Raw genomic sequence first — 24,535 nt, 5'->3', positions numbered from 1 at the left:
GCCGCCTGCATCACCACAATGTGCGGCACACACCGCAAAGGCCGCTGCCACAGCGGTGCGGCGCCAGGCCGTGAACCGTTAGCGGCGCCCAACCCCGATTGCAAACACAAGGAGACACACCATGACCCATCGCACCATTCAGCAACTCTTCGACCTCAAGGGCAAGACCGCCCTGGTCACCGGCGGCTCGCGCGGCCTGGGCCTGCAACTGGCCCACGCGCTGGGCGAAGCCGGTGCCAAGGTGCTGCTCAGCTCGCGCAAGGCGTCTGACCTGGAAGAGGCCGTTGCCGAGCTGAAAGCCGCTGGCATTGATGCGCAATGGATTGCCGCTGACTGCGCCAACGAGGCCGACATCCGCAGCCTGGCCGACGAAGCCATTCGCCGCCTGGGTGGCCATGTGGACATCCTCGTCAACAACGCAGGCGCCGCCTGGGGCTCGCCCGCCGAAGACCACCCTGTGGACGCCTGGGACAAGGTGATGAACCTGAACGTGCGTGGCTATTTCATCCTGAGCCAGCACATCGCCAAGCACAGCATGATCGCCCGCAAGCAGGGCAGCATCATCAACGTGGCGTCCATCGCTGGCCTGGGTGGCAACCCCAGCGGCATGAACACCATCGCCTACAACACGTCCAAGGGCGCGGTGATCAATTTCACCCGCGCGCTGGCGGCCGAATGGGGCAAGTACAACATTCGTGTGAACGCCATCTGCCCTGGCTTCTTCCCCAGCAAGATGACGGTGGGCACGCTCAAGGCCCTGGGCGAGGAAAAACTCAAGGCGGGCGCACCGTTGGGCCGCCTGGGCGACGATGAAGACCTGAAGGGTCTGTGCGTGCTGTATGCGTCGGATGCGGGCAAGCACATCACCGGCCAGTGGCTGGCGGTCGATGGGGGCGTGAGCGTGGTGACTGGCGGTTGAACTAGAGTACAACTGCCTGCGCGGCCTTGCCGGTGTCCCCCTCTCTCGGCTTTGCCGGGAAGGGGAGCTCACCAGCGCGGCGGGACGGTCCCTGGCCTGCCTCGCGCGCGTCTCTTAGTTTGCCTACCGAGGAATTGTTTTGAAAAGTTTTGGCGTTGAAATCCCCTTTGTCACCCACCTGGGCTTCACCCTGCACCGCATGGAAGGTGGTGAGTCAGAGTTGCACTACGAGGCCAAGCCCGAGCATTTCAATTCCTTTGACGTGACGCACGGCGGTGCGTCGATGACCCTGCTGGACGTGGCCATGGCCACGGCCGCGCGCAGCGAAACGCCGGACATGGGCGTGGTCACCATCGAGATGAAGACCAGCTTCATGCAGCCCGCCAAGGGCCCGCTGGTGGCCAAGGGGCGGTTGATTCACCGCACGGCCACGCTGGCTTTCACCGAAGGCTCGGTGTATGACGCGGCAGGGCGCATCTGCAGCCATGCCACTGGCACGTTCAAGTACGTCAAGCGCCTGCCGGTAGACGGGCGCAACATCAACCAGCTCAAGTCTGTCTCGACGGACTGAAGCGACGTAGTACAAATCAGCACTTCAAGTACTTTTGGCCTCTGGCGCTTGCAGATAAAGCGCTGGCAGCTATTGAAACCATAGCAAAAGGATTTTCCATGCCCATCAATCAGCAGATCCTCCTCGACAACCGCCCCCAGGGCGAAGCCGTGGCCAGCAACTTCAAGCTGGTGTCGGCAGAGACCCCTGCGCTGGCCGACGGCCAGGTGCTGGTGCGCCACCATTACCTGAGTCTGGACCCCTACATGCGCGGCCGCATGAACGAGAGCAAGAGCTACGCCGCATCGCAGCCTCTGGGCGAAGTGATGATTGGCGGCACGGTGGGCGAGGTGGTGGAAAGCCGCAACGCCAAGTACGCCGTGGGCGACAAGGTGGTGGGCATGGGCGGCTGGCAGGAGTACAGCGTGGTGGATGCCAATGCCCCTGGTGCGCTGCGCAAGGTCGATACAACCCATGTGCCGCTGTCGCACTACCTGGGCGCCGTCGGCATGCCGGGCGTGACGGCCTGGTATGGCCTGGTCAAGATCATTGCCCCCAAAGAAGGTGACACCGTGGTGGTGAGCGCTGCGACCGGCGCGGTGGGCAGCGCGTTTGCTGCCCTGGCCAAAGCCCGTGGCTGCCGCGTGGTGGGCATTGCCGGTGGTGCGGACAAGTGCAAGTACGCCACTGAAGAGCTGGGTTTTGACGCCTGCATTGACTACAAGGTGCATGGCGATGTGAAAGCCATGGCCAAGGCACTCAAGGAAGCCTGCCCCAACGGCATCGACGGCTACTTTGAGAACGTGGGCGGCTGGATCATGGACGCCGTGATGCTGCGCATGAACGCCTTCAGCCGCATCGCCCTGTGCGGCATGATCGCTGGCTACGACGGCGCACCCTTGCCCATGGCCAACCCTGCGCTCATGCTGATTAACCGCATGAAGGTCGAGGGCTTCATCGTGAGCGAACACATGGAAGTCTGGCCCGATGCGCTCAAGGAGCTGGGCACCCTGGTCGGCACCGGCAAGCTGCGTCCGCGCGAAACCATTGCCCAGGGCATCGCTGCCGCACCAGAGGCGTTCTTGGGCCTGCTCAAGGGCAAGAACTTTGGCAAGCAACTGGTGAAGCTGGTCTGATGGCGCTGCGTTGGGTCTGGGCCCGCTTCGACGACCTGGGCGTGCATGCGCTGCACGATGCGCTGGCCCTGCGCTACAAGGTGTTCATCCTGGAGCAGGGGCCGTACCAGGACCCGGATGGCGCTGATAAGCAGTCCTATCACCTGCTGGGCTACGACGAGGCGGGCGTGCTACAGGCCTGCCTGCGCGTGGTGGACCCGGGCGTGAACTACCCCGAGCCCTCCATTGGCCGCGTGGTCACCGCCAAGGAAGCGCGTGGCAACGGCACCGGCCGTCTGCTGGTGGCCGAAGGGCTGACCCGCTGCCAGCAGGTGTGGCCGGGCAGGGCGGTGCGCATCAGTGCGCAGGCGCACCTGCAGCGCTTTTACGGCAGCTTTGGGTTTGTGGCGGTGTCGGACGAATACCTCGAAGATGACATCCCCCACATCGAAATGCTGTGGACCCCACCCGTGGTGCAGGGCTGAACGGGCGCGCCGCGCGTGTGCCCCAGCTTGTTACGCCGCAGTGCACACGCAAGTGCTTTTGGTTGAAAACGCTGTACAGGAGATTTCGCCATGTCTGCCCTGATTCTTCACCACTACCCCTCATCGCCCTTTGCGCAAAAAATCCGCTCAGTGCTGGGGTTCAAACAGTTGGCGTGGAAGTCCGTCATCATCCCCAGCATCAGCCCCAAACCTGATCTGGTGGCCCTGACGGGCGGCTACCGCAAAACCCCCGTGCTGCAGGTGGGGGCGGATATTTATTGCGACACCGCACTGATCTGCGACGTGCTGGAGCACATCCAGCCTGAACCGGTGCTGTACCCGCCGCACCTCAAGGGTGTGTCGCGCGTGTTTGCGCAGTGGGCCGACAGCACGCTGTTCTGGGCCTCCATGGCCTACAACCTGCAGCCCAAAGGCGCTGAGATACTGTTTGCCAGCCTGCCGCCCGCTGCCGCCCAGGCGTTTGCAGAAGACCGCAAGGCCATGAGCGCAGGCATGGTGCGCCAGCGCCCGCAAGACGCTACGGCCGCCTACCGCTCGTACCTGCGGCGCATTGCGCACATGGTGGAGGAGCACGACTTCCTCTTCGGCACCGAGCCTTGCGTGGCCGACTTTGCCGCCTACCACCCGCTGTGGTTCACCCGCCGCGTGGTGCCGTTGATGGACAGCATCTTTGACGCCACCCCCGCCGTGCTGGAGTGGATGGACCGCATCGAGGCACTGGGCCAGGGGCGCATCGAAAAATTCAGCGCTACCGACGCGATCACCGTGGCGGCAGGGGCCGAACCCATGCCGCTGCTGGACGATATTTTTCAGGACGAGCACGGCATTGCACTGGGCAGCCAGGTGCAAATTGCTGCCGAGAGCTTCGGCACTGAAGTGACCGAAGGCGAGCTGCTGGCCGCCACCCGCACCCGCTACACCCTGCGCCGTACCGACCCGCGCGCAGGCACCGTGCATGTGCACTTTCCGCGCATCGGATACGTGCTGAAGAAGGCTGCTGGCTGAAGCACGGCGCGGGCCGTGCCCTTCACAGAACATCCAACAACAAACTCAAGGAGATAAAAACATGATCGACAACTTTGCTGGCAAGACGGCGGTGCTGACCGGCGCAGGCTCGGGCTTTGGACTGGAATGTGCCCGCATTGGCGCGCGCCTGGGCATGAACCTGGTGCTGGTGGATGTGCAGCAAGACGCGCTGGACGCCGCCGCTGCCGAGATGCAGGCCGCAGGCAGCCAGGTGCTGGCCCGCAAGGTCGATGTGTCGAACGCCGCCCAGATGGAGCAACTGGCCGCTGATGTGCAGCAGCGCTTTGGCGCCCCCCATCTGGTGTTCAACAACGCCGGTGTGGGCGCTGGTGGCCTGGTGTGGGAGAACTCCGTCAAAGACTGGGAATGGGTGCTGGGTGTGAACCTGTGGGGCGTGGTGCATGGCGTGCGCCTGTTCACCCCCGTGATGCTGGCGGCTGCCAAGGCCGACCCCGCCTGGCGTGGCCACATCATCAACACGGCCAGCATGGCTGGCCTGCTGAACGCGCCCAACATGGGCATTTACAACGTGAGCAAGCACGCCGTGGTGTCGCTGTCTGAAACGCTGTACCAGGACCTGTCGCTGGTCACCGACCAGATTGGCGCTAGCGTGCTGTGCCCGTACTTTGTGCCCACCGGCATCAGCCAGAGCCACCGCAACCGCCCGCAGGACCTGCCTTCTGAAAAGCCCACCAAGAGCCAGCTCATCGGCCAGGCCATGAGCGACAAGGCCGTGGGCAGCGGCAAGGTCACGGCAGCCGAAGTGGCGCAGAAAGTGTTCGACGCGGCAGCGCAAGGCCAGTTCTACATCTACAGCCATCCTCAGGCGCTGGCTTCGGTGCAGACGCGCATGGAAGATGTGCTGCAGGTGCGCAACCCCACTGACCCCTTTGCCGGCAAGCCTGAATTGGGCGCCAAGCTGCGCGCGGCTTTGCGTAGCGAAGACTGAGCACCGGCAGTGCTGGCCGAGCGTTTAAGGTCAAATAGGCCGCTAGCGCCTGATTTATAAGCGCATGCAGCTATTGTTTGTATAGCAATGCATGAGCCATCCTTGCGGCCCAGCCCCGCGCTGGGCCATGCCTTGTTCGACACGGCCGTGGGCCGCTGTGCGCTGGCGTGGGGCGCCGCAGGCGCGCGCGCGGTGCAGTTGCCCGAGCAGGACGACGCGGCCACGGTGGCGCGGTTGCTGCGCGCCAGCGGCCCTTGTCATGCAGCGACCCCGCCACCCGATGCTGCCGCTGCCATCCAAGGCATACAGGCGCTGCTGCAGGGGCATAAGCTGGACTTGCGCGAGGTGGTGCTGGACATGACCCAGGTGTCAGACTTTCACCAGCGCGTGTATGCCGTTACCCGCGCCATACCGCCCGGCCAGGTGCGCACCTACGGCGACATCGCCGAGCAACTGGGCAGCAAAGGCCTGGCGCGCGCCGTGGGCCAGGCGCTGGGGCTGAACCCGTTTGCGCCCGTGGTGCCTTGCCACCGGGTGCTGGGGGCGGGGTTTCAGGCGGGCGGCTTCTCTGCCACCGGCGGCACGGCTACCAAGCTGCGAATGCTGCACATCGAAGAGGCTTGCTGGGGCGACACCCAAGCGCTGCCTGGCTTTTGAAAAGTGCCGCGACAGGCACGCCCAAAGAAAAAGCCCGATGGCGCAAGGCACATCGGGCTTTCAATATTTTTGGAGCGGGTGAAGGGAACATCATCGTGTTCCCAACTCGTTGATTGATAACGAGTTTTCCGCACTCGGCGAACCGAGATGGACATAACTATGGACTGAAAACCACGCTTGGTCAACGCGCGCTCCGAGCAAGTCCAGTGCGAGCCATGGACAGCCAGCTGTAGCCAATGTACCCGAGCGCTCAACGTCACGAGGCCGGTTCATCTCCCTTTAGCAGGAACTCCTCGCGGGCGCGCTGCAGAAACCGCTTCATGGGCTCAGAGGGTTCGGCGCTGCGGCGCAGCAGGTAGGTGGACAGCATGGGCGGCGTGCCGGCCAAGGGGCGAACGGTTATGTCGGGGCGGTTCAGGGTCTGCACCTGCGAGGCAATGGCGAAACCTAGGCCATAACCGGCACCGACCAGAGTCAGCATCACGCCTAGGCTCGTCACCTGATCTACCAGCTTGAGCGGCTTGGACGCACCTTGAAGCACCGCCTGGATCTGGTGGTGGCAGCCCGATCCCGCGTCCTGATGGCACAGTACCAACGGAAACTTCAAGGCTTCATCCAATGGCACTTCCGCGTGCGCCAACAAGGGGTGGCGCACGGGCACGATCACCGACAGAGGATCGGTCCACACGGGCTCGGCGACAAGGCCTTCGCTCACCGCGTCCGACAGCGCAAAACCGATGTCCAGCAGATCGTTGTGCAGGCCCTTGAGCTGCTGCGCGAAAGGCAGCTCGAAGACGCGAATCTCCAGTTCGGGCTCTTCCTCGCGGCTGCGCGCCAGCAAGGTGGCAATGTGGGGCTGCGCCAAGCTGTCGCAGATGGCGATGCGCAGATAACCCTGATAGCCCTGCGCCGCCGCCTTTGCGGCACTCACCGCCTGCTCCACGGTGGCCAGCACGCGCCGGCACTCACCGAGGAACACTTGACCGGCGCAGGTCAGTCGCGTCTGGTGCGCGCTGCGGTCGAACAACTGCACGCCGAGCGTGGCTTCGAGATTTCGCATTGCGCGCGACACAGGCGATTGTTCTACGCCAAGGCGCTCGGCCGCTCGCGCGAAATGCAGTTCTTCCGCGACCGCAACGAAATAGCGCAGTAGTCTGAGTTCCAATGCGGCCTCCTGTTTGCCTCGTTCCTGGCCTGCGTCCACCTCATGCGGATTGCGCCTCGCTTTCTCCTTCGATGATTGGCAAGAGGCTCCGGCGTTGCATGCTTGCCTATTCGGATAGGCAGATCGCATCCGAAAATTACGGAGGTTGAGGCGGAACGCTACCTGGCCGAAGACCTGAGAACCTCAATCGCCGCGACGCTGCACTACCGCCTGATCCACAGGTTCAGTTCAATCAATTCCCGGGTTGCAGCTCCACACGCACCTCGCGCGATTTGCCGGCCCGTTCCACTGACAAGACCACCACATCGCCGACCTTCCTGTCGTCTAGCCGCGCGAGCAGCTTGGCCACATCGTCCGTCGCCTTGCCATCAACACCGGTGATGCGGTCGCCGGGCACGATGCCTTGCGGCGTGACTTCGACACCCGCGAGCCCGGCTTTGTGTGCTGCCGAGCCGGGGGTGACACGCAGCACGAACACGCCCTTGCTTCCCGTCAGTGCCAGCAGGCGCTGATTGAGCTGTTCGTCCACTTCAATGCCCAGCGCCGGACGGATGTACTTACCGGTCTTGATGAGTTGCGGGACTACGCGCATGACGGTGTCCACCGGCACGGCGAAACCAATCCCGGCCGAGGCGCCGGAGGGGCTATAGATCGCCGTGTTGATGCCGATGAGCCTTCCTGCCGAATCGAGCAGCGGCCCACCGGAGTTGCCAGGGTTGATGGCGGCGTCGGTCTGAACCAGGTGATCGATGGCCGGGCCGCCCGCTTCTCCGGGTAACGAGCGGTCGAGCGCGGAGACGATGCCGGTGGTGAGCGTCCAGTCCAGGCCGAAGGGGTTGCCGATAGCGAACACCTTCTGACCCACCTTGAGGTCGGCACTGGTGCCGACCGGCACGGCCGGCGGGCGCTTGAAACCGACGCCGATCTTGAGCACAGCGATGTCGTGCGCGGGGCTCGTCCCCACCAGTGCGGCCTGGTAGTCGCGGCCGTCGGCCAGTTTGACGGTGGCTTCGGACGCGCCCTGGATGACGTGGAAGTTAGTGACGACGTGGCCGGCGTCGTCCCAGATGAAGCCCGAGCCAGTGCCGCGCGGCACGGAGAAGACGTTGCGCGTCCAGACATCGCGTACCAATTGTGCGGTAGTGATGTAGACCACCGAGGCGCGCGATTTCTCGAACAGTTCGATGGTGGCTTTCTCGTCCGCCGCCAGATCGCCACGCGCCGTCACGGTGCGATCTGCCGCCTCGCGCGGACTGAACCAGGCCTCGATGGCGGGCAGGAACTGCCACACCAGCATGAGCGTGGCAATACAGGCGGTGATGAAGAGCCAGCGCCGGATGAAGGGGTCCGGTGCGGGGCGTGGGTACGGGTCGGGGTAGGCCATGAGAAGTCTCCTGTTGATAGGCAATCAGCGCCACAGCCCGCTCGGGTGCCAGCGCGGCGGGCGCGGCGTCACAGCGGATTCCGGCAAGAAATGGGGCGCGTGGAATGGCAACGCTGATGCTGGCCCAGGCGCCAACGTCAGCAGGCGTGCGATACGCTCTTGCGTTGCCGGATGCGTGCGCAAGCAGGAGGGCTCGGGATTGCCCCATCCCGGCCACAGCCAGGCACGCCAGGAGCGGCTGACCCGCTCGATTTTCGCCAGCGCGGACGCCAGCCCCTGCGGGTCGCCCGTCAGTTCCGCCGCGAGGCGGTCAGCGTCGAACTCACGCACGCGAGACAAGCCGAGCTGTGCGAGCAGGGCCAGCTGGGGCGATGCGGCCAATAACAATAAACCAGGCCAATAGACCTCCGCCGCGCCAACCAGCAGCGCGGGCAGGCTCAGCAGGATCGCGATCTGTCCCATAAGGGCCAGTAGGCTCGTGAAGCGACTGACGGAATCCGCCAGCCCCATGACGCGCAGATCCTCACTGGCGATGTGCGCGATCTCGTGCGCGAGCACACCCGCCAGCTCGCGTGGGCTCAGGCTGCGCAGCAGGCCATCGGTGAGGGCGATCGATGCCTCCTGCTTCGATCCGGTGGCGAAGGCGTTGACGACGGCACTGGGCACATAGTGCGGCACCGGCGTGGCGGGCAAACCGGCACGGGCGGGCAGCTCGCGCAACAGGGCCCACATCTCGTGGGCTTCTTGCGGGTGCAAGGCCCGTACGCGGTACAGGCGCAAGCTCAGCGCCGACGCGGCTACCGGTTCCAGCAGCAACGCACCTGCAACGGCAAACAGCGCGAGCCACAGGCCGCCTTCCCCAAACGGCAGTCTCCCTGCTACGGCTGCGATCCCGACCAGGGTCAGGACCAACAGCCCGGTCTGCAGGCGGTTGAGCCAGCGGTGTTGCAACAACGCCGCGCGCGGGTCACTGGGATGATGACGGGTCATGCTCAGATGTCTCGGCGGCGCGGTCGTCGCGCTCGCGCAGCAGCCAGTAAGTGGCACCAAGCGCCAGCGTGGCGCCTGCCAGCGCGGCTATCTTTGCGGGGCTCGCCTCGGGGTCAAGGATCACGAACTTGCGCGCCAGCGCGATCAGGCCGATGAGGATCACGGTCTTGACCTGGATGATGCTGTCCCGACGCAGCGCCGCGCGCACGATGGAATGCTTGAACTCCATCGCGATCAAGAGCGTCATGATAATGCCGAACACACTCTGGAATACCTTGTGATCCAGGGGATTGAAGGCATCGAGAACCAGCAGCGTGAAGACGATGGAGATGAGCTGGAACAGCGACACCACGATGATGACGGCAATTACCGCCGACAGCACGAGCGCGACGACCTGCTCGAAGCGCTCGTAAAAACTCATGATGGCCCATTGGTCGCGGAAGACCTGAAATGGGTTAAGGCGTGTTGATTTCATGACGATGAACTCCCTGGAAAACGGCTGCTGTCGAGACGGCGGCGCATTGCGCTGATGTGTCCTTCAATCAGCTCGGTCGACATGCCAAGCGTCGACATCACCTGTTCCGCCAGCCCAATAGCTGCGGCAAAGGATTGATGGTACACGCGCACGTTGGGCATGGCGCGAAATGCATCGGCCGCGGTCGTACTTCTGCATGAAACCCACAAGGTCAGCGCCGGACGGCGCTCGGCAATCGCCTGGGCGATGCGCAACGCTTGCTGGGCATGGGCGAACGTCAGCACCACCATGTGCGCATGCGTCAAGCCGGCAGCCAGCAAGGTATCGGGCCGACTGGCATCGCCATGGAACACCGGCGCGCCGGCGGCACGCGCGGCCTCGACCTTCTGCGCGTCCGCCTCCAGCAGCAGATGCGCCACGCCGGCGTGGCGAAGAATCTCGCTGACTGTCAGGCCAAGCTCGCCCGCGCCGCAAACGATGACATGGTCTCGATATCGCGCCGTCTGCGCGGCGATCTCGACTTCTTCAGCCTGGGGTGGCTGAATGACGCCGCCGGTGCGGCTCAAGAACCGGGCAAGTACATCGTGATGGCGGATCAGTAGCGGTGCCAGGGCCATGCTGAGCACCAGCGCAACTAGCATGGGTTGTACGACGGTCGCGGGAATCAGATGCTGCTGCAAGACCATGCCCAACAACAGCAGGGCGAACTCGCCGCCATGCCCCAACGCTATGCCCGTGCGCCAGGCATCGAGGGCGGACAAGCGCGTCGCCCGCAAGGCCAGGGTATTGAACACGATCTTGACCGGCACCAGCACTGCCAGCCACGCCAACACCGTCAGCGGTGCCGAAAGAATCTGTACTCCGTCCAGCTGCAGGCCGACAGTCACGAAGAACACCCCCGACAACACATCGCGAAACGGTTTGAGGTGGTTTTCCATGTGGTGCCGGACGTCGCTCTCGCCCAGCACCATCCCGGCCAGAAACGCGCCCAGGGCGGCGGATACGCCGACGGCGTGCGCAGCGGCGGCCGCGGCCACGACCACACACAAGGAGGCTAGCATGAACGCTTCCTCATGACCTTGGCGAGCCACCCAGCCCAGCAGGCCATGCAACAGACGGCGCGAAGCAACCGCCGCTGCTGCGAACAACACCAGCACGCCCAACACTTCGAGCAGCATGCTCTCGACCTTCGGCGACTCGCCGCGCGCCCAGATCGCCAGCAAGGCCAACAGGGGCACGCTGGCCAGATCCTGAAAGACCAGCACGGCGATGGCGCTGCGGCCATGGCGTGTGGTGAGTTCACCCTGGTCGGCCAACTCCCCGGCTGACCAGCGCCGTGGAAGACATGGCCGCCGCAGCGCCGAGCAGCGCAGCGCTCTGAGCTGGCTGCCCCAACCCCATCAGCATCAGGGTCAGAGGTGCGGCCACAACGACCATCTGCAAACTGCCAGCCACCAGTACGGTCTTGCGAGTGAGCCAAAAGTGCCCGAGGGAGAATTCCAGTCCGACCATGAACAGCAGCAGCGCCACTCCCAGCTCGGACAGAAAATCAAGCGCTTCTCCCGGCGCGATCACGCCGGTGACTGAGGGGCCCAGTAAGGCGCCGACGGCGAGGTAACCCAGCAAGGCGGGCACTCTGAGCGCAGCCGTCACCACAGCCGCCAGACTGCACGCCGCCAGCAGACTCAGCGTAACGCCCAGCAGGCCCTGCATCGGTCAGCGCCCAAGCTGTGCCGATACCCAGCGCACGATGTCCTGCACGCCCAAGGCGCCGGCCTGACGCCCGATCTCCCGCCCACCCTGGAACAGGGCGAGCGTCGGAATGCTGCGGATGCCGAACTGCGCGGCCAGGTGGGGTTCTGCCTCGGTATTGACCTTGGCCAGCCTGACCCTGGGTTCGAGCTGGCGCGCCGCTTGCTGGAACTGCGGGGCCATCATCTTGCACGGCCCGCACCAAGGTGCCCAGAAATCGACCAACAGTGGCAGGTCGCTGCGCTCCACGTGGCGCGAGAACGTCGCCGTGGTCAACTCGATGGGTTCGCCCGTGAACAAGGGCTGCTGGCAGCGGCCGCAGTTGGGACGATCCGCGAGCTTGGCGGCCGGCACGCGGTTGATGGACTGGCAGTGCGGACAGACGAGGTGAAGATCATTCTTCATGGTTCGCCTCCTTGGACCACAGTGAGGCTGCCGCGCTTCGGGTCACAGACAATGCCGACCAATCAACGCCTTGGAGCCAAGCGTTCCCGTCTTTGCTTACTCCGGCCTCTTCCAAATGAGCAGCGATGAACGCTTCGGCCTGAATGAGCCACCTTTGGACAGTATCTTCCTTACTAGGAATCAGCAGGATTTCAGAGACGCTGCTGGCATCCAGCCCGTCCACACGGATAAGCAGAAAAATGCGCCGCCACAAACGCGGCATGTCCTTCAGCAGGTCGAATGCAAAAGCGAACTCGCTCGACCGATCAACTAGCTCCTCCTGTTCCGCGATCGTTGCGGCATCGGGATGCTGACTGTCAGCGATGATATCGGCCAGCCTGAGTGTGTCATCGGGCTGATAAAATTCGAAGACTTCCTCTTCCACCATGGCCTCGGCGACGTCCTGGGCATCCGCTTCGACCGGCGCGTCCAGAGAAACGAATTCGCCAAATTGCCGGCTGTTTGCCACTTCGTTATCCAGGACGGCGAACAGATGCTTCAGAAGACCGATGTAAGCCTCTTTTTCTTCCGGCACGGATTGCCATTCCACCTCAGCTCGGACAATCGCTTCATCCACCACGTCGCGCAGCGTCGGATAATCGCGCGGTAAATCGCCGACGGCCCGCAGATAAGCCAGCTCACGCCTTGCGACAGCCTCAAGTTTCGACAGTAGAGGCATTCGGGTCTCTTTGGCCTCATGGGCGGCTGACGCGGGTTTTGCGGCAATCCGCACCTTGAGCTCGCGCAAGCGCTCGCGTCGTGCTTTGCGCTTGATTTGATCCTGAGCATGCAGTCGGTCAAAATGCTTCTTGGCCTGACGGAACAACGACTGTGCGAGCATCTGCGCGAGGGGCGTCAGCTCGTCATGTGATGCAGTAACGCTGACAGTCTTTTTGCCGGGCAGGTGCATATAGCCACTGGCCAGAAATTGCCGCTTGATCTTGTCGCGATCAAGGACGATTTGAAGTCGCACTGAATCTTTAGTGTGTTTGTCGAGCAATGGCTTGAGGGCGTGCTCGATCACATTTCCCAAAGCTCTCTGCCAAGGTTCATGAAACTCTTTGTCGATAGCTCGATAGCTATATTGCATATGCATGTATGACTCCTTCGATGTCATTTCTATGGAGGTATGAATCGAGGATGCTCATATCCATAGAATTTAGTTTGACCCGCTCTTATCCCTGGCGCGTTTTGCGAAGACGCCAACTCAAGAACAAAAGCGTGACACCATAGACTGCCGCATAGAAGCCCAACAGCCAGCCTGCGGCCAGGAATGACTCGACCGGACGGGAAAAAAATATCCACAAGACGATAGCGCCAAGGACAATCGAGAGCAGTCCACTGAAGGCAAGCCAAATTTCACCCTTGATTTCTTGACGCAGCCGAACGGCGGCGGATATCTCCAGCACACCGGTGAAAATCGCCCAGAAGCCCACGCTAGCCCATAAAAAAGAAGCCAAGACTATCGTGGCGACCCAAGGAGCAACCAGGACGACGACGCCGGTAAGTATGCCGACAATGCCGCTGAACAGCAGCCAGCCCCAGCGCTCTTTTTTCTGGATATGGCGCACCGCTGCAACCAAGTTGAAAGCGCCATTGACCAAGGAAAATGCGCCGAACATGATGGTCATGGCCAACAGAGCCGATTGTGGCATCCAGAACGCAAGGGCTGCAAAAATCAATGCCAAGACACCGCGCAGCACAAAAAGCCACCAATTTTGGCTCAGCGAACACAGTGCTTTGGTGGGGTCATCCGCATTGGAATTAGCGATGGTGTCTGTGTTCATGCAATATCTCCTAAAGATCTATACAAAATAAAAAATCAAACACTCATGGGACAAGAGAGGGGGCGCTATGCGCCCCCTCTCCAGGGGTTTCAGAACAACTTGGACAGTTTTGCCTTGATTTCATCGAGCCAGCCTTTTCCGCCGCCTCCCCCAGCCGTCTTTTGCTTGACTTTCTTGAGTTCAGCATACAGGGGCTCAAAGTCCTTCTTCTTTCCATAGCCCAGCAGTTCTGCCATTTCCAACTGCTGCCGCGCTTCGTTCAATAATGTCTCCAGGCGCTCATTGGACGCTTCGCTCCGCTGACCATCTTCTACCAAGGTCTCGGCGCGCTTCAGGAGCAGCTTCGCACGCAGGACGGGCAGCGGAAGCACGCTGCGCTCCTCGACCAGCGTGCTGAGCGCTGACTGCAGCGCGGCTTTGGCTTCTTCGATCTTGCCCTGATCGATCAGCGGCACGACTGCCTTCACGGCTGCGGGATAGGACGCCAGAGGGATGTTGGTGGCCGCGATCACGATTTCACTGGCCAGCAAAGCCAGCACGTGACGTGCCTGTTGCACCTCGCCATGTTTGAGGGCATCCAGCGCCTCGTCGGTCATCGCCTCAATGGTTTCCGTGTTGGCGAACAAGTCGTGCACGATGGTGCGCACATCAACGGGGGCCAGGGCGAGCGTGGGTTCGCGCGCGACGATCAGCTCCAGCTTTCCCGTCACTTCGGCCAGCGTTGCCAATGCGCGTGCAGCGTCCTTGCCGTCAAGTGCGGCCAGCGCTGATTTGGTCAGCGCCAAGGCCGAGACTGCCTCATCGAGGACTTGTTTACGTTTGTCTGCCGCCTGCGAGTCCGTTTCCTTCTGAACCTCAGGCTGTACCTCCGTGACGACTTCAGCCTTGGCCTCTGGACTGACAGGAAGGCTGCTTACCGCGGCCTGTTCGTTTATTTCTTTGTTCGTCGCATTGGGATTCGATGTTTGCTCATTCATGGTGATATACCTCGTGTGAGTTAGTGAAAATAGGCGAATCTATTGGGGCTGACTGCGAACATCGCGAAACTGACCGACCGAACAGTCGGCCCCTTCATCACCTCAAAACAGCTTTTGGAGGCGCGTCTTCAACTCGTCGAACCATCCCTTGCCGCTTTTGCCACCAGCCGACTTTTGCTCAATGGACTTCACATGATCGAAGATGGGTTTGAAATCCGCCTTCTTGCCATAACCCAGGATCTGCGCCATCTCGATCTCCGTGCGCACGGACGACAGCAAGGTGCTGAGCTCCTCGTTCTGCTTGGCATCGCGCTTGTCGGTCTCGGCCAGCTTTTCAGCTTTTGCCATCGCGGCTTCAGCCCGTAGCACGGGCAGAGGAAAGGCGACCGAGGTCACCACCAGCGTGTTCAGTGCTCGGGCGAGTTCCGCCTTGGCGTCGTCGATCTTGCCGCTGTCGATGAGCCGTGCGGCCGACTTGATCGCTGCCGGGTACGTTGCCATCGGCAGGTTGTCGGTTTCGATCACGATTTCGCTGGCCAGATTGGCGACGATGGGCCGGGCCTTTTGCAGCTCGCCATCACCCAACAACTCCCGAGACAACTTGACCGCTTTCTTGACCGATTCCACGTTGGCGTGGATATCGTGGGTGATGACGCGTACATCGACCGGCGCCAAAGCAAGTTTGGCGTCGCGTGCCAATACCAGTTCCAGCTTTCCGCTGGCCAGTTCCAGCGCAGCGAGCGCCTCCTTGGTCTTCTTTGCATCAAGAAGTGTCAAAGCCTCCTGGGTCTTGGTGAGCGCCGTGATGGCGTCCTGAGTGAGCTCAGCACGCTTTTTTTCGGCTTCCCGGGCGGCCTTGTCATCTACCTGTGGCTGCGCCGCCTTGGAAGCGGCAGAGGGTGCTGCAGCACCTGGGCTAGAACCTGCCGCCGATTGGGCCTGAGCCGGTCCGCTCAGTCCGACGACGACCGCCAGGGCAAGTGCGGAGAAGGTGTATTGTGGCTGTTTGATATTCATGATCTTGGGCTCCTAATTAAAGTTAGTTGACTGAGATTTCAATCTGTTTCGGTTTGGCTTGCTCGGCCTTGACAAGCCGCACTTCCAGCACGCCGTCTTTCATGGAAGCCGTCACCTTGGTCGGATCAACGTTGTCAGGCAAGACAAAGCTGCGCACAAAGCGGCCATACGCACGTTCGATGCGGTGGAACTTCTTGCCCTGCTCCTCTTTTTCCAGTTTGCGCTCGCCGCTGATGGTGAGCACGCCGTTTTCCGCGCTGACGCGCACGGCATCCTTGGGGACCTCCGGCAGATCCAGCTTGAGGAGGAATGCGTTCTCATCCTCGCTGATGTCCACCATTGGTGCCCAGTCCGCCGTGGTCATGGCTTCGTTGCCGGTACGGGCGCCCTGTCGCTGGGGTGTCCCTCCCAACATCGTCGCCAGGCGGTTTTGCAATTCTTCCAGTTCCCGGAAGGGGTCCCACGGAGTCAATGCAGACATATCGGTTCTCCTTGAACAATGCCGGCGACTTGGATGACGCACCGAACAGAGCCGCCGGCTTACTCTGAATGGCACCTACTACTGTTTTCAGTTCCGAACAAGTCCTTGAGTCAATTGACGGATATCGCTTTCGTCGAGCGTTTCCCGCGCCAGCAGTTCGCGCGCACAACGCTCCAGCACCGCGCGGTTGGTGTCGAGGATCCGGTAGGCGCGCTCGAACACGCCCATCACGATGTCGCGGATGGCCTGATCGATGCGCGCCTGGGTCGATTCGGCCACCCGGCAGCCGCCTTGGGCCAGTTCCGGTGTATCGAGAAAGCGTGGCCGCTGCGCCTCGAAGGCGATGTAGCCCAGTCCTTCGTCCATGCCAAAGCGGGTGATCATGTCGCGGGCAATGTCGGTGGCCCGTGCGAGGTCATCGGCAGCCCCGGTGGACAGCTCTCCGAACACGAGCTTCTCGGCCGCACGACCGCCCAGCAGCACGGCGATCTTGTGTTCCAGATCGGCGCGCGTCATCAGGAAGCGGTCTTCGGTGGGCCGCTGCAGGGTGTAGCCGAGTGCACCGATGCCACGCGGAACGATTGAAATCTTGTGTACCGGATCGGTGCCGGGCAGCGCCAGCGCCACCAGCGCATGGCCCATCTCGTGATAGGCCACGGTTTCCCGCTCCTTGGGATTGAGTACTCGGTTCTTCTTCTCCAGGCCCGCCACGATGCGCTCGATGGCGGCGGTGAAATCCTGCAACTCCACGGCGGACGCTTTGCGCCGGGTCGCGGCCAGCGCGGCCTCGTTGACCAGGTTCGCGAGGTCTGCACCCGAAAAGCCCGTGGTCAGCGCCGCCACCTGTTCCAGATCTACACCGTGGGCCAGGGTGATCTTCTTGACATGGACCTTCAGGATGTCCAGCCGTCCCTTCTTGTCGGGCCGGTCCACCAGCACCTGACGGTCGAAGCGACCGGCGCGCAGCAGCGCCTGGTCGAGGATTTCGGGGCGGTTGGTGGCGGCGAGGATGATCAGCCCGACCGAGCTGTCGAAGCCGTCCATCTCCGTGAGCAGCTGGTTGAGGGTCTGCTCACGCTCGTCGTGTCCACCGATCGGTCCTCCGACACCGCGTGCGCGGCCCAAAGCATCCAGCTCATCGATGAAGATGATCGCCGGCGCCTGCGCACGCGCCTGTTCGAACAGGTCGCGCACGCGCGCTGCCCCCACGCCGACGAACATCTCGACAAACTCTGATCCGGAGATGGAGAAGAAGGGCACCGCCGCCTCGCCGGCAACAGCCTTGGCCAGCAATGTCTTGCCGGTGCCCGGTGGGCCGACCAGCAACACGCCCTTGGGAATGCGCGCCCCGAGCCGTCCATACTCCTGCGGATTCTTGAGGAAATCGACGATCTCAACCAACTCCGCCTTGGCTTCATCGACGCCAGCGACATCGGCAAAGGTCACGCCGGTGTTCTTCTCCATGAATACCTTGGCGCGGCTCTTGCCGATGCTCAGGAAGCCACCCATGCCCTGCTTCTCGGCGAAGCGGCGGAACAGGAAGAACCAGACGCCGAAGAAGGCCACCGCCGGCAGAATCCAGGAGAGCACATCACGCAGCCAGGTGCTTTCCACCACCCGCGTATAGGGCACCTCGTACTTGGACAGACGCTCGGCCAGGTCGGGTTCGACGCGGGTGGCCACGATGGTGGTCTTGCCCCGGCTGTCCGGTGATTTCAGACGCCCGGTAACCGTGCGGTCCGACACCAGCACTTCGGCGACGCGCCCCTCGGCCAGTGCCTTCTCGAATTCGCTGTAGGGCACGGGCTCGACGGTCTTGGCCGCCTGCCAGTAGTTCTGCAGCGTCAGCAGCAACAGGCCGGCGACGATCCAGTAGCCAATGTTCCATTGATCTTTCTTTTCCATGGGCAATGTTCCTCGCAAGTCGTGTCGCTAGAGAATGGGGGTGAACAGACGGGCCACCCCGTCGCGCAAGCGGATGGCCAGCGGGCGGGCGCGCAACGCCTTCGCCGATATCTCGTTCGATGCATCACGGGCGGCATCAAAAAGGGATTCCAGCCGCGTAGACAGCGCGGTGTCGTACACCTCCACATTGAACTCGAAGTTGAGGCGCAGGCTGCGCGCATCCCAATTGGCCGAACCCAGGCAGCACCACTGGCCGTCTATCAGCATCAGCTTGCTGTGGTCGAACGGGCCAGGCCGTTCGAAGATGCGTACACCGTGCTCCAGCACCTGCCAGTAGTGGGCGCGCGCGGCCCATTGCACCGTGGGATGGTCGCCGTTTGCGGGCGTCAGCACCTCGACGCGCACGCCGCGCAACGCGGCCGTGCTCAGCGCCGCGATCATCGGCTGATCGGGCACGAAGTAAGGTGTCCAGATGCGCACCGAATGCTTCGCCGCGCTCAAAGCGCCCATGAAGGTCCAGCGCATCCTGTCCAGGGCCTCATCGGGACCGGCCTCGATGCCGCGCGCCCAAGAGGTTCCTTGCTCATCAGCCGTTGCGGGCGGTTCGCCCCAGAAACCCTTGCTGAGCCGCTCGCCCGTGGTATCGCACCAATCGTCGGTGAAGCACCGCATCAGATGCGCAACCACCGGCCCGCGCAGACGAAAGTGCAAATCGTGACAGGCCTGGCCCGGCGCATCGGGCCGCCAATACGAACCGAAGATGTTCATGCCGCCGGTGAAACCCGTCTCGCCATCGATCACCAGCAGCTTGCGGTGATTGCGCAGATGCGCGGCATGCAGGCGCGCGGGAATCAACGTCGGGTTGAACGTCGCCGCCGGAACGCCGGCGCGCTGCAAGGCGCGGTAGGCGCTGCGGGGCGTCCAGCGGGCATACACGTCGTCGATCAGCACCCGCACTTGCACGCCGCGCTCATGAGCCCGGCGCAGCGCATCGACGAACTGCGCCCCGATGCCTTGGCTGTCGAAGATGTACGAGGCCAAGGCGACGCTGTACCGCGCCGATTCGATGGCGGCGAGCATGGCCGGGTAGGCCTGCTCGCCATCGACAAGCGGCTCGATGCGGTTGCCGCTGGTCAGCGACTGGCCGGTGGCGCGTCCCACCAGGTGGGCCAGACCGGCAAGCGGCGGCGATACAGCCTCGGGCATCGTGGGCGAGAGGTCCTGCCGAACAGCAGGATCTGCCCCCGGGAAGAGCCGCCGCGCCCGCCGCTGGTAACGGTTGATGCCGAACAGCCCATACAGCAGCGAACCGCCCAGCGGCAACAAGGCGATCAGCAGTACCCACAGCGTGGCCGATCGAGGGTCACGCTTGTAGATGACCGCGTGCCCCGCTGTGGGGATAGCGACCGCCAGCGACACGAGGGTGGCTGCCCATGTCAGCCCGTTGGGGTCGGACACGACAGCCTCCTCATGACTCAAGATTCGCCGCCCGCTGACTTCTTCTTGCGCGCAGGCTTGCTCGCGTCGCTCGGCGGCGTCTCGGCCACGTTCGCGGCATCGGGCTTCTCAGGCTCGGCCGGCTTTGCGGGTGGCTCCTGGCGCTCGAAGACCACCCGTTCGGCCTTGTCGTCCCAGCGGGCGCTGGCGTGATCGGCCTTGCCGATACCGCCACCCAGCATCTCGCGCGCCAGAGCAGTTTCCAGCTCGCTGCGGATCAGCCGCTTGAGCTCACGCGCGCCGAACTCGGGCTTGTAGCCTTCCTCCGCGAAGTGATCGATCAAGGTCTGATCGAAGGTCAGCGTCACGCCCTGGCTGGCGGCGTTGCGGGCCACACGATCGAGCTGCAGGCCGACGATATGGCGGATCTCCTCCTTGCCCAGCGCATGGAAGACGATGATCTCGTCGATGCGGTTGAGGAACTCGGGGCGGAAGTGTCCGCGCAGCACGTCCATCACCTCGCCCTTGGTCTTCTCGTATTCCTCGCCGACGGCGCCACGGGCCTTCAGCCGACGCTGGATGATGTCCGAGCCCAAGTTCGAGGTGGCGATGATGATGGTATTGGTGAAATCCACTACCCGGCCCTTGCCGTCGGTGAGCCGCCCGTCGTCGAACACCTGCAGCAGGATGTTGTAGACGTCGGGGTGAGCCTTCTCGATCTCGTCCAGCAGCAACACGCTGTAGGGCTTGCGACGCACCTTCTCGGTGAGCTGGCCGCCCTCGTCATAGCCCACATAACCCGGAGGCGCGCCCACCAGGCGTGCCACGGTATGGCGTTCCCCGTACTCGGACATGTCGATGCGCAGCAGCGCACCTTCATCGCCATAGATGGACTCGGCCAGCGCCTTGGCGAGCTCGGTCTTGCCCACGCCGGTCGGCCCGAGGAACAGAAAAGTCGCCACCGGCTTGCTGCCTTCGCGCAGGCCCGCGCGCGACAACCGCACGGCATCGGCCACCGCGCGCACCGCTTCGTCCTGGCCCACGAGGCGCTCGTGCAGCCGCTGCTCCAGATGCAGCAGCTTCTCGCGTTCTTCCACCGTCAGCTCGTTGACCGGAATGCCGGTCAGGCGCGAGACGATCTGCGCGACATGCTCGGCTTTGACTTCGGCACTGCCCGAGGCGCGCTCGCGTTCCCATTCCTCGACAAGCTTCTTGAGTTCGGCCTCTTTGGCCTCGATGTGCTTGCCCAGCTCGGCGGCCTTGTCGTATTGCTTGCGCGAGGCCACATAGTCCTGCTCACGCCGCAGCTGGTGCAGTTCGGACTCCAGCTCCTGCACCGCCACCGGGCGGGCCGTGGCCGACAGCTTCACGCGTGCGGCAGCCTGATCGAGCAGGTCGATGGCCTTGTCCGGCAAAAAGCGCGCGGTGATGTAGCGGTCCGACAACTCGGCGGCGGCGATGATCGCATCCTCGGTGATGCTGACCTTGTGGTGCGCCTCGAAGGTGTCGCGCAGGCCGCGCAGGATCATCATGGTCTGCGCCACGGTCGGCTCGGGCACCATCACCGGCTGGAAGCGACGCTCCAGCGCGGCGTCCTTCTCGATGTACTTCTGATACTCGTTGAGCGTGGTAGCGCCGATCAGGTTCAGTTCGCCGCGCGCCATCATCGGCTTGAACACGTTGGCCACGTCCAGCCCGCCTTCGCCGCCACCCTGGCCTGCACCGACGATGGTGTGCACCTCGTCGATGAAGAGAATCAGCTCGCCCTGGTGCTCGGTCACTTCCTTGAGCACCTTCTGCACGCGCTCCTCGAACTCGCCCCGGTACTTGGCGCCTGCCACCATGGCGTTGATGTTGAGTTCCACCAGGCGCTTGTCGCGCAGCGTCTCGGGCACTTCGCCGGCGACCATGCGCTGCGCCAGCCCTTCGACGATGGCGGTCTTGCCGACGCCGGGCTCGCCGATCAGCACCGGGTTGTTCTTCTTGCGCCGGGCCAGCACTTCGATGGTCGTCTCGATCTCCTGCGCGCGGCCGATGACCGGATCGAGCTTGCCCTCGCGCGCCATCTTGGTGAGGTCGCGCGAATACTTGTCGAGTTCCGGCGTGTTGGTCGGCGTCTCGGCGCGGCCATCCTCGGCCCCTTTGCCGACCACCTTGCTTACCTGCTGGCGCAGCGCTTGCGGCGTGAGGCCGTAACGGCGCAGCAGGTTGGCCGCCAAACCTTCGCCTTCCTCGGCGAGCCCGATCAGGAAATGCTCCGGCCCGACATAAGAGTGGCCGAGTTCGTTGGAGGCCACGAAAGCACGGCTGAGCGCGTCCTTGACCCGGGGCGACACGCCGATCTCGCCCTCGAACGGCTTCTCGCCGCGCTTGGCTTCGGATTCGATCTGTCGCTTGAGGTCATCGACCTTGATCTTGAACTGCCCCAGGATGGTCTTCACCACATCGCTGTCGGATAGCGCCAGCAGCAGGTGTTCGGTATCGACTTCGGCGCGCCCGAACTCTGCAGCGTGTCGGGCGGCCTCCTGCAATAGGGCCTCGGACTGTTCGCTGATGCGGCTGGCGAGCCCACTGCCGCGACGGCGCGCGGTGCCCGTACCGGCCGGGGCGGGTTCGCCGAACGAGGCATCGACGACCTCGTCGGTATCGGCCGCCATGGACGGTGCGTCGTCACCGATGCGGAAGAAGTCGCTGCCAAGGAAGTCTTCGAACAGCCCGCTGCGCGAGCCGAACAAGGCTTCCAGCGGTGAGACGGTGCGCTTTTGCTGGCGCACCAGTTGGCGATAGTGATCGTCACACAACAGCATGGTGCTGTGGCGACCATTGAGATTGGCTTCCACCCGCACCGTGGCGGGCTGGCCGCAGACTTGGCATTGTTTTCTGGCCATGCTGATGCTCCTGTAAAGATTGATCTGACGAGGCACCGCCGATCACGGTGCCTCATCTCTTTGTGGTTTTTGAGAAAAACGCGCTGCCCCGCGTCAGCCGTTGATCGGGATCGAGCGCCCCTGCTTGGGCGTACTGGCCTCGCGCTTTTCCATCGTGATCGTGAGCACGCCGTTCTTGAAAGCGGCCTTGATCGTGTCCTGGTTGGCATCGGCCGGCAGGTTCAGAGCGCGCTGAAAGCTGCCGTAGGAGCGCTCCACCCGGTGGAAACCACCGTCTTTGCTTTCCTGCTCCTGACGCTTTTCACCGCGCACCAGCAGCACGTCGTTGTCGAGCGTGATCTGGATGTCTTTTTCCTCGATGCCGGGTACTTCCAGGGCGATCTTGTACTGCTTGTCGGTCTCCTGGATGTCCAGCGCCGGCTTCAGCATGCCCGGCCAGTCCGACGGCCAGCGTGGCATGGCCAGCGTCGGGAAACCGAAGCCTCGAAACGCGTCGTCGAACAGGCGGTCGATCTCGCGATGCAATTGCAGGATGGGACTGACGGGCCCACCCGCCACCGGCAGGTCATTGCGCTGCACCGGCAGCGAGGCAGTGCTCTGTTGTTCTTCCTGCTCCTTTTTGAACCAGTTCCAGGGAGCCAATTTCTTGAAATCAATGTCCATGTCATACCTCCAGAAATCAATTGAAGACTCACTCAATCCGCTTGCCTGCGGCTATGGATAGCGCGCCCAGGCGACACGGGATGTTTCGCTGACTTCGGCTGCTCATCTGTGCGTATCACCTCCTTCTTTCTGCCTGCTTGGATCTGATCATTGATCCATTGATCGATTTCACTTTGACGAAACCGCCACGTCCCGCCGACCTTGAAGGCCGGAATTTCCCCGTGCGAGGCGAGCCGGTAAAGCGTCCGCTTGCCGACCTTTAAGTAGGTAGCCAACTCGTCGAGTGTGAAGATCGCCTGCTGGCGCGCTGTCATACCACCCCCACAAGTTCCGTCGTTACGCGGCCTCGCTCGAGGAAATTCTTGCAAGACTTTGCAAGATATTGCGCCTAATATGCCGAAAGTCAAGAGTCAACATCCAGCGATCTGCTGGCCGATTGATGTGACTCAATCGTAAGCAGCCAGGAAACAAATGTTGGCTGCCACCGCGATGGTGCTCCCCAAGTCATCAATCTGCAGCCATGTGAAAGGGGAAGTCCATGAACGAGATTGCCCGAGTCGGGGTGGATCTGGCCAAGCGGGTTATCTAGGTGCATGCGGTGGATGCGCGCGTGGTGGTTGCCAAGGCGCTGGCCGCTGACAAGTTTGCGGCCCGGTGCGCGCAGTTGCCTCCCGGCTGCCTGGTGGCCCTGGAGGCCTGCGGCGGTGCGCATCACTGGGCACGCAAGCTGCGCGGCTATGGGCTGGATGCGCGGCTGATTGCAGGCCACTTCGTCACGCCCTACCGCATGGCCGGCAAGGGACGCAAGAACGGTGCGGCCGATGCCGCAGCGATCTGCGAGGCGGCAACCCGCCCGCACATGCGCTTCGTGCCGGTGAAGCCGCCGGCGCAGACGCTGCTGGCCAGCCATCAGCTACGCAAACCTCCCGATTCACTCACGCAGCTTATTCCTGCTTGCCTAGGGACGACCATGTAAGCGGCAGATGGTCGGAGTCCTTTGCGACCAGCACCTACGCGAGCAGCCCGGAGGTGGGGATGCCCTTGGCGATGATCTCCGCCGGGACCGGCGCCTGGGTCAGCGTTCGGCACCTATGCGCAGGTCCACTTGCCGCGGATGTGGCACTCGACCGTGAACACGCCCGGCGTGTAGTCCAGCTTCTCGCTGATGCGCTTGAGCGCACAGCCGCACGCGCAGCGGGTGTTCTCGGGCTCGTGGTGGCAGTCCACGCGCGGCAGGTCCGCCGGCAAGGCGGTGCGCTTAGGCATCGCGCCAGGCGTAGCCGGCGGCTTCTTCTTGCCCAGCAGTTCCTGGAGCTGCGCCTCAGCCGCGGCAAGGTCGGCGTCCAGAGCCTCGTCGAACAGCGCGCGTTGTTCGGCATCGAGCTGCTCGCTCTTCTTGCCGAACTTCAGGCGTCGCAGCTGGGCGATCTCGAACGAGAGCTTCGCCG

At 63.0% G+C, this 24,535-nt stretch carries 22 protein-coding genes and 3 pseudogenes; 8 read left to right on the top strand and 17 right to left on the bottom strand.

The window, feature by feature from the left end:
- The first annotated feature begins 121 nt into the window (after positions 1-121).
- The 7 genes from BDD18_RS16590 to BDD18_RS16560 all read left to right on the top strand — a co-directional run bounded on the left by BDD18_RS16590 (position 122) and on the right by BDD18_RS16560 (position 5,722).
- On the top strand, positions 122-919 hold the full coding sequence (locus BDD18_RS16590) for an SDR family oxidoreductase (RefSeq protein WP_044398452.1): 798 nt from the start codon (positions 122-124) through the stop codon (positions 917-919).
- Between the two features lie 139 nt (positions 920-1,058).
- Entirely contained in the window at positions 1,059-1,490 is a 432-nt protein-coding gene (locus tag BDD18_RS16585; protein WP_044398454.1) for a PaaI family thioesterase, read from the top strand.
- Between the two features lie 98 nt (positions 1,491-1,588).
- Positions 1,589-2,605: an NADP-dependent oxidoreductase gene (locus BDD18_RS16580; RefSeq protein WP_142084512.1), complete on the top strand. Its 1,017-nt coding sequence runs from the start codon at positions 1,589-1,591 to the stop codon at positions 2,603-2,605.
- Positions 2,605-3,069, top strand: a complete 465-nt coding sequence (locus BDD18_RS16575; protein WP_142084510.1) for a GNAT family N-acetyltransferase — start codon at positions 2,605-2,607, stop codon at positions 3,067-3,069. The genes BDD18_RS16580 and BDD18_RS16575 overlap by 1 nt, the downstream gene beginning before the upstream one ends.
- Positions 3,070-3,159: 90 nt before the next feature.
- Entirely contained in the window at positions 3,160-4,095 is a 936-nt protein-coding gene (locus BDD18_RS16570) for a glutathione S-transferase family protein (protein ID WP_142084508.1), read from the top strand.
- A gap of 61 nt (positions 4,096-4,156) precedes the next feature.
- On the top strand, positions 4,157-5,065 hold the full coding sequence (locus BDD18_RS16565; protein WP_067512047.1) for an SDR family oxidoreductase: 909 nt from the start codon (positions 4,157-4,159) through the stop codon (positions 5,063-5,065).
- 102 nt (positions 5,066-5,167) lie between these two features.
- Positions 5,168-5,722, top strand: a complete 555-nt coding sequence (locus BDD18_RS16560; RefSeq protein WP_244939123.1) for a methylated-DNA--[protein]-cysteine S-methyltransferase — start codon at positions 5,168-5,170, stop codon at positions 5,720-5,722.
- Positions 5,723-5,978: 256 nt separating this feature from the next.
- Here the strand turns inward: BDD18_RS16560 and BDD18_RS16555 are convergent, their stop codons facing one another.
- From BDD18_RS16555 to mads1, 16 genes and pseudogenes are all read right to left on the bottom strand, one after another.
- Complete coding sequence (locus BDD18_RS16555; RefSeq protein WP_142085025.1) at positions 5,979-6,887, bottom strand: LysR family transcriptional regulator; 909 nt, start codon at positions 6,885-6,887, stop codon at positions 5,979-5,981.
- Between the two features lie 232 nt (positions 6,888-7,119).
- Complete coding sequence (locus tag BDD18_RS16550; RefSeq protein WP_142084506.1) at positions 7,120-8,271, bottom strand: S1C family serine protease; 1,152 nt, start codon at positions 8,269-8,271, stop codon at positions 7,120-7,122.
- Between the two features lie 24 nt (positions 8,272-8,295).
- On the bottom strand, positions 8,296-9,261 hold the full coding sequence (locus BDD18_RS16545) for a zinc metalloprotease HtpX (protein ID WP_142084504.1): 966 nt from the start codon (positions 9,259-9,261) through the stop codon (positions 8,296-8,298).
- On the bottom strand, positions 9,239-9,736 hold the full coding sequence (psiE-GI, locus tag BDD18_RS16540) for a heat resistance protein PsiE-GI (RefSeq protein WP_142084502.1): 498 nt from the start codon (positions 9,734-9,736) through the stop codon (positions 9,239-9,241). The genes BDD18_RS16545 and psiE-GI overlap by 23 nt, the downstream gene beginning before the upstream one ends.
- Positions 9,733-11,449: pseudogene (gene kefB-GI, locus BDD18_RS16535) on the bottom strand (heat resistance system K+/H+ antiporter KefB-GI). Before kefB-GI ends, psiE-GI begins: the two are co-directional and overlap by 4 nt.
- A 3-nt stretch (positions 11,450-11,452) precedes the next feature.
- Positions 11,453-11,893, bottom strand: a complete 441-nt coding sequence (gene trx-GI / locus BDD18_RS16530) for a heat resistance system thioredoxin Trx-GI (protein WP_142084500.1) — start codon at positions 11,891-11,893, stop codon at positions 11,453-11,455.
- A complete protein-coding gene (locus tag BDD18_RS16525) occupies positions 11,883-13,028 on the bottom strand; it encodes an RNA polymerase sigma factor (protein ID WP_142084498.1) in 1,146 nt (381 codons plus the stop codon). Before BDD18_RS16525 ends, trx-GI begins: the two co-directional genes overlap by 11 nt.
- 79 nt (positions 13,029-13,107) lie before the next feature.
- On the bottom strand, positions 13,108-13,719 hold the full coding sequence (gene hdeD-GI, locus BDD18_RS16520; RefSeq protein WP_016451631.1) for a heat resistance membrane protein HdeD-GI: 612 nt from the start codon (positions 13,717-13,719) through the stop codon (positions 13,108-13,110).
- An 89-nt stretch (positions 13,720-13,808) separates the two neighbouring features.
- Positions 13,809-14,696: a heat resistance protein YfdX2 gene (gene yfdX2 / locus BDD18_RS16515; RefSeq protein WP_142084496.1), complete on the bottom strand. Its 888-nt coding sequence runs from the start codon at positions 14,694-14,696 to the stop codon at positions 13,809-13,811.
- A 102-nt stretch (positions 14,697-14,798) separates the two neighbouring features.
- Entirely contained in the window at positions 14,799-15,713 is a 915-nt protein-coding gene (yfdX1, locus tag BDD18_RS16510) for a heat resistance protein YfdX1 (RefSeq protein ID WP_142084494.1), read from the bottom strand.
- Positions 15,714-15,735: 22 nt separating this feature from the next.
- Positions 15,736-16,194: a small heat shock protein sHSP20-GI gene (gene hsp20-GI / locus BDD18_RS16505; RefSeq protein WP_033871660.1), complete on the bottom strand. Its 459-nt coding sequence runs from the start codon at positions 16,192-16,194 to the stop codon at positions 15,736-15,738.
- An 87-nt stretch (positions 16,195-16,281) separates the two neighbouring features.
- Complete coding sequence (gene ftsH / locus BDD18_RS16500) at positions 16,282-18,099, bottom strand: ATP-dependent zinc metalloprotease FtsH (RefSeq protein WP_142084492.1); 1,818 nt, start codon at positions 18,097-18,099, stop codon at positions 16,282-16,284.
- A gap of 27 nt (positions 18,100-18,126) precedes the next feature.
- Positions 18,127-19,557 (bottom strand): cardiolipin synthase, encoded by a 1,431-nt coding sequence (cls, locus tag BDD18_RS16495; protein WP_142084490.1) that lies wholly within the window; start codon positions 19,555-19,557, stop codon positions 18,127-18,129.
- Positions 19,558-19,574: 17 nt separating this feature from the next.
- Complete coding sequence (gene clpK / locus BDD18_RS16490; protein ID WP_142084488.1) at positions 19,575-22,424, bottom strand: heat shock survival AAA family ATPase ClpK; 2,850 nt, start codon at positions 22,422-22,424, stop codon at positions 19,575-19,577.
- Positions 22,425-22,517: 93 nt separating this feature from the next.
- Positions 22,518-23,087: an Hsp20/alpha crystallin family protein gene (locus tag BDD18_RS16485; protein WP_016451637.1), complete on the bottom strand. Its 570-nt coding sequence runs from the start codon at positions 23,085-23,087 to the stop codon at positions 22,518-22,520.
- Between the two features lie 32 nt (positions 23,088-23,119).
- Complete coding sequence (mads1, locus tag BDD18_RS16480) at positions 23,120-23,401, bottom strand: methylation-associated defense system helix-turn-helix domain-containing protein MAD1 (RefSeq protein ID WP_142084485.1); 282 nt, start codon at positions 23,399-23,401, stop codon at positions 23,120-23,122.
- A 284-nt stretch (positions 23,402-23,685) separates the two neighbouring features.
- On the opposite strand from mads1, the pseudogene BDD18_RS16475 reads away from it, so the two are divergent.
- A pseudogene (locus tag BDD18_RS16475) lies at positions 23,686-23,979 on the top strand (IS110 family transposase); the annotation flags it as partial.
- Between the two features lie 121 nt (positions 23,980-24,100).
- Here BDD18_RS16475 and BDD18_RS16470 read toward each other — a convergent pair.
- Positions 24,101-24,530 (bottom strand): annotated as a pseudogene (locus BDD18_RS16470) (transposase domain-containing protein); the annotation flags it as partial.
- Positions 24,531-24,535 lie beyond the last annotated feature (5 nt).

It is taken from the genome of Acidovorax temperans (genome assembly GCF_006716905.1).
GTDB lineage: Bacteria > Pseudomonadota > Gammaproteobacteria > Burkholderiales > Burkholderiaceae_C > Acidovorax > Acidovorax temperans.
Note: the sequence above shows the minus strand (reverse complement) of the source record. Positions and strands in the feature narration are given on the sequence as shown.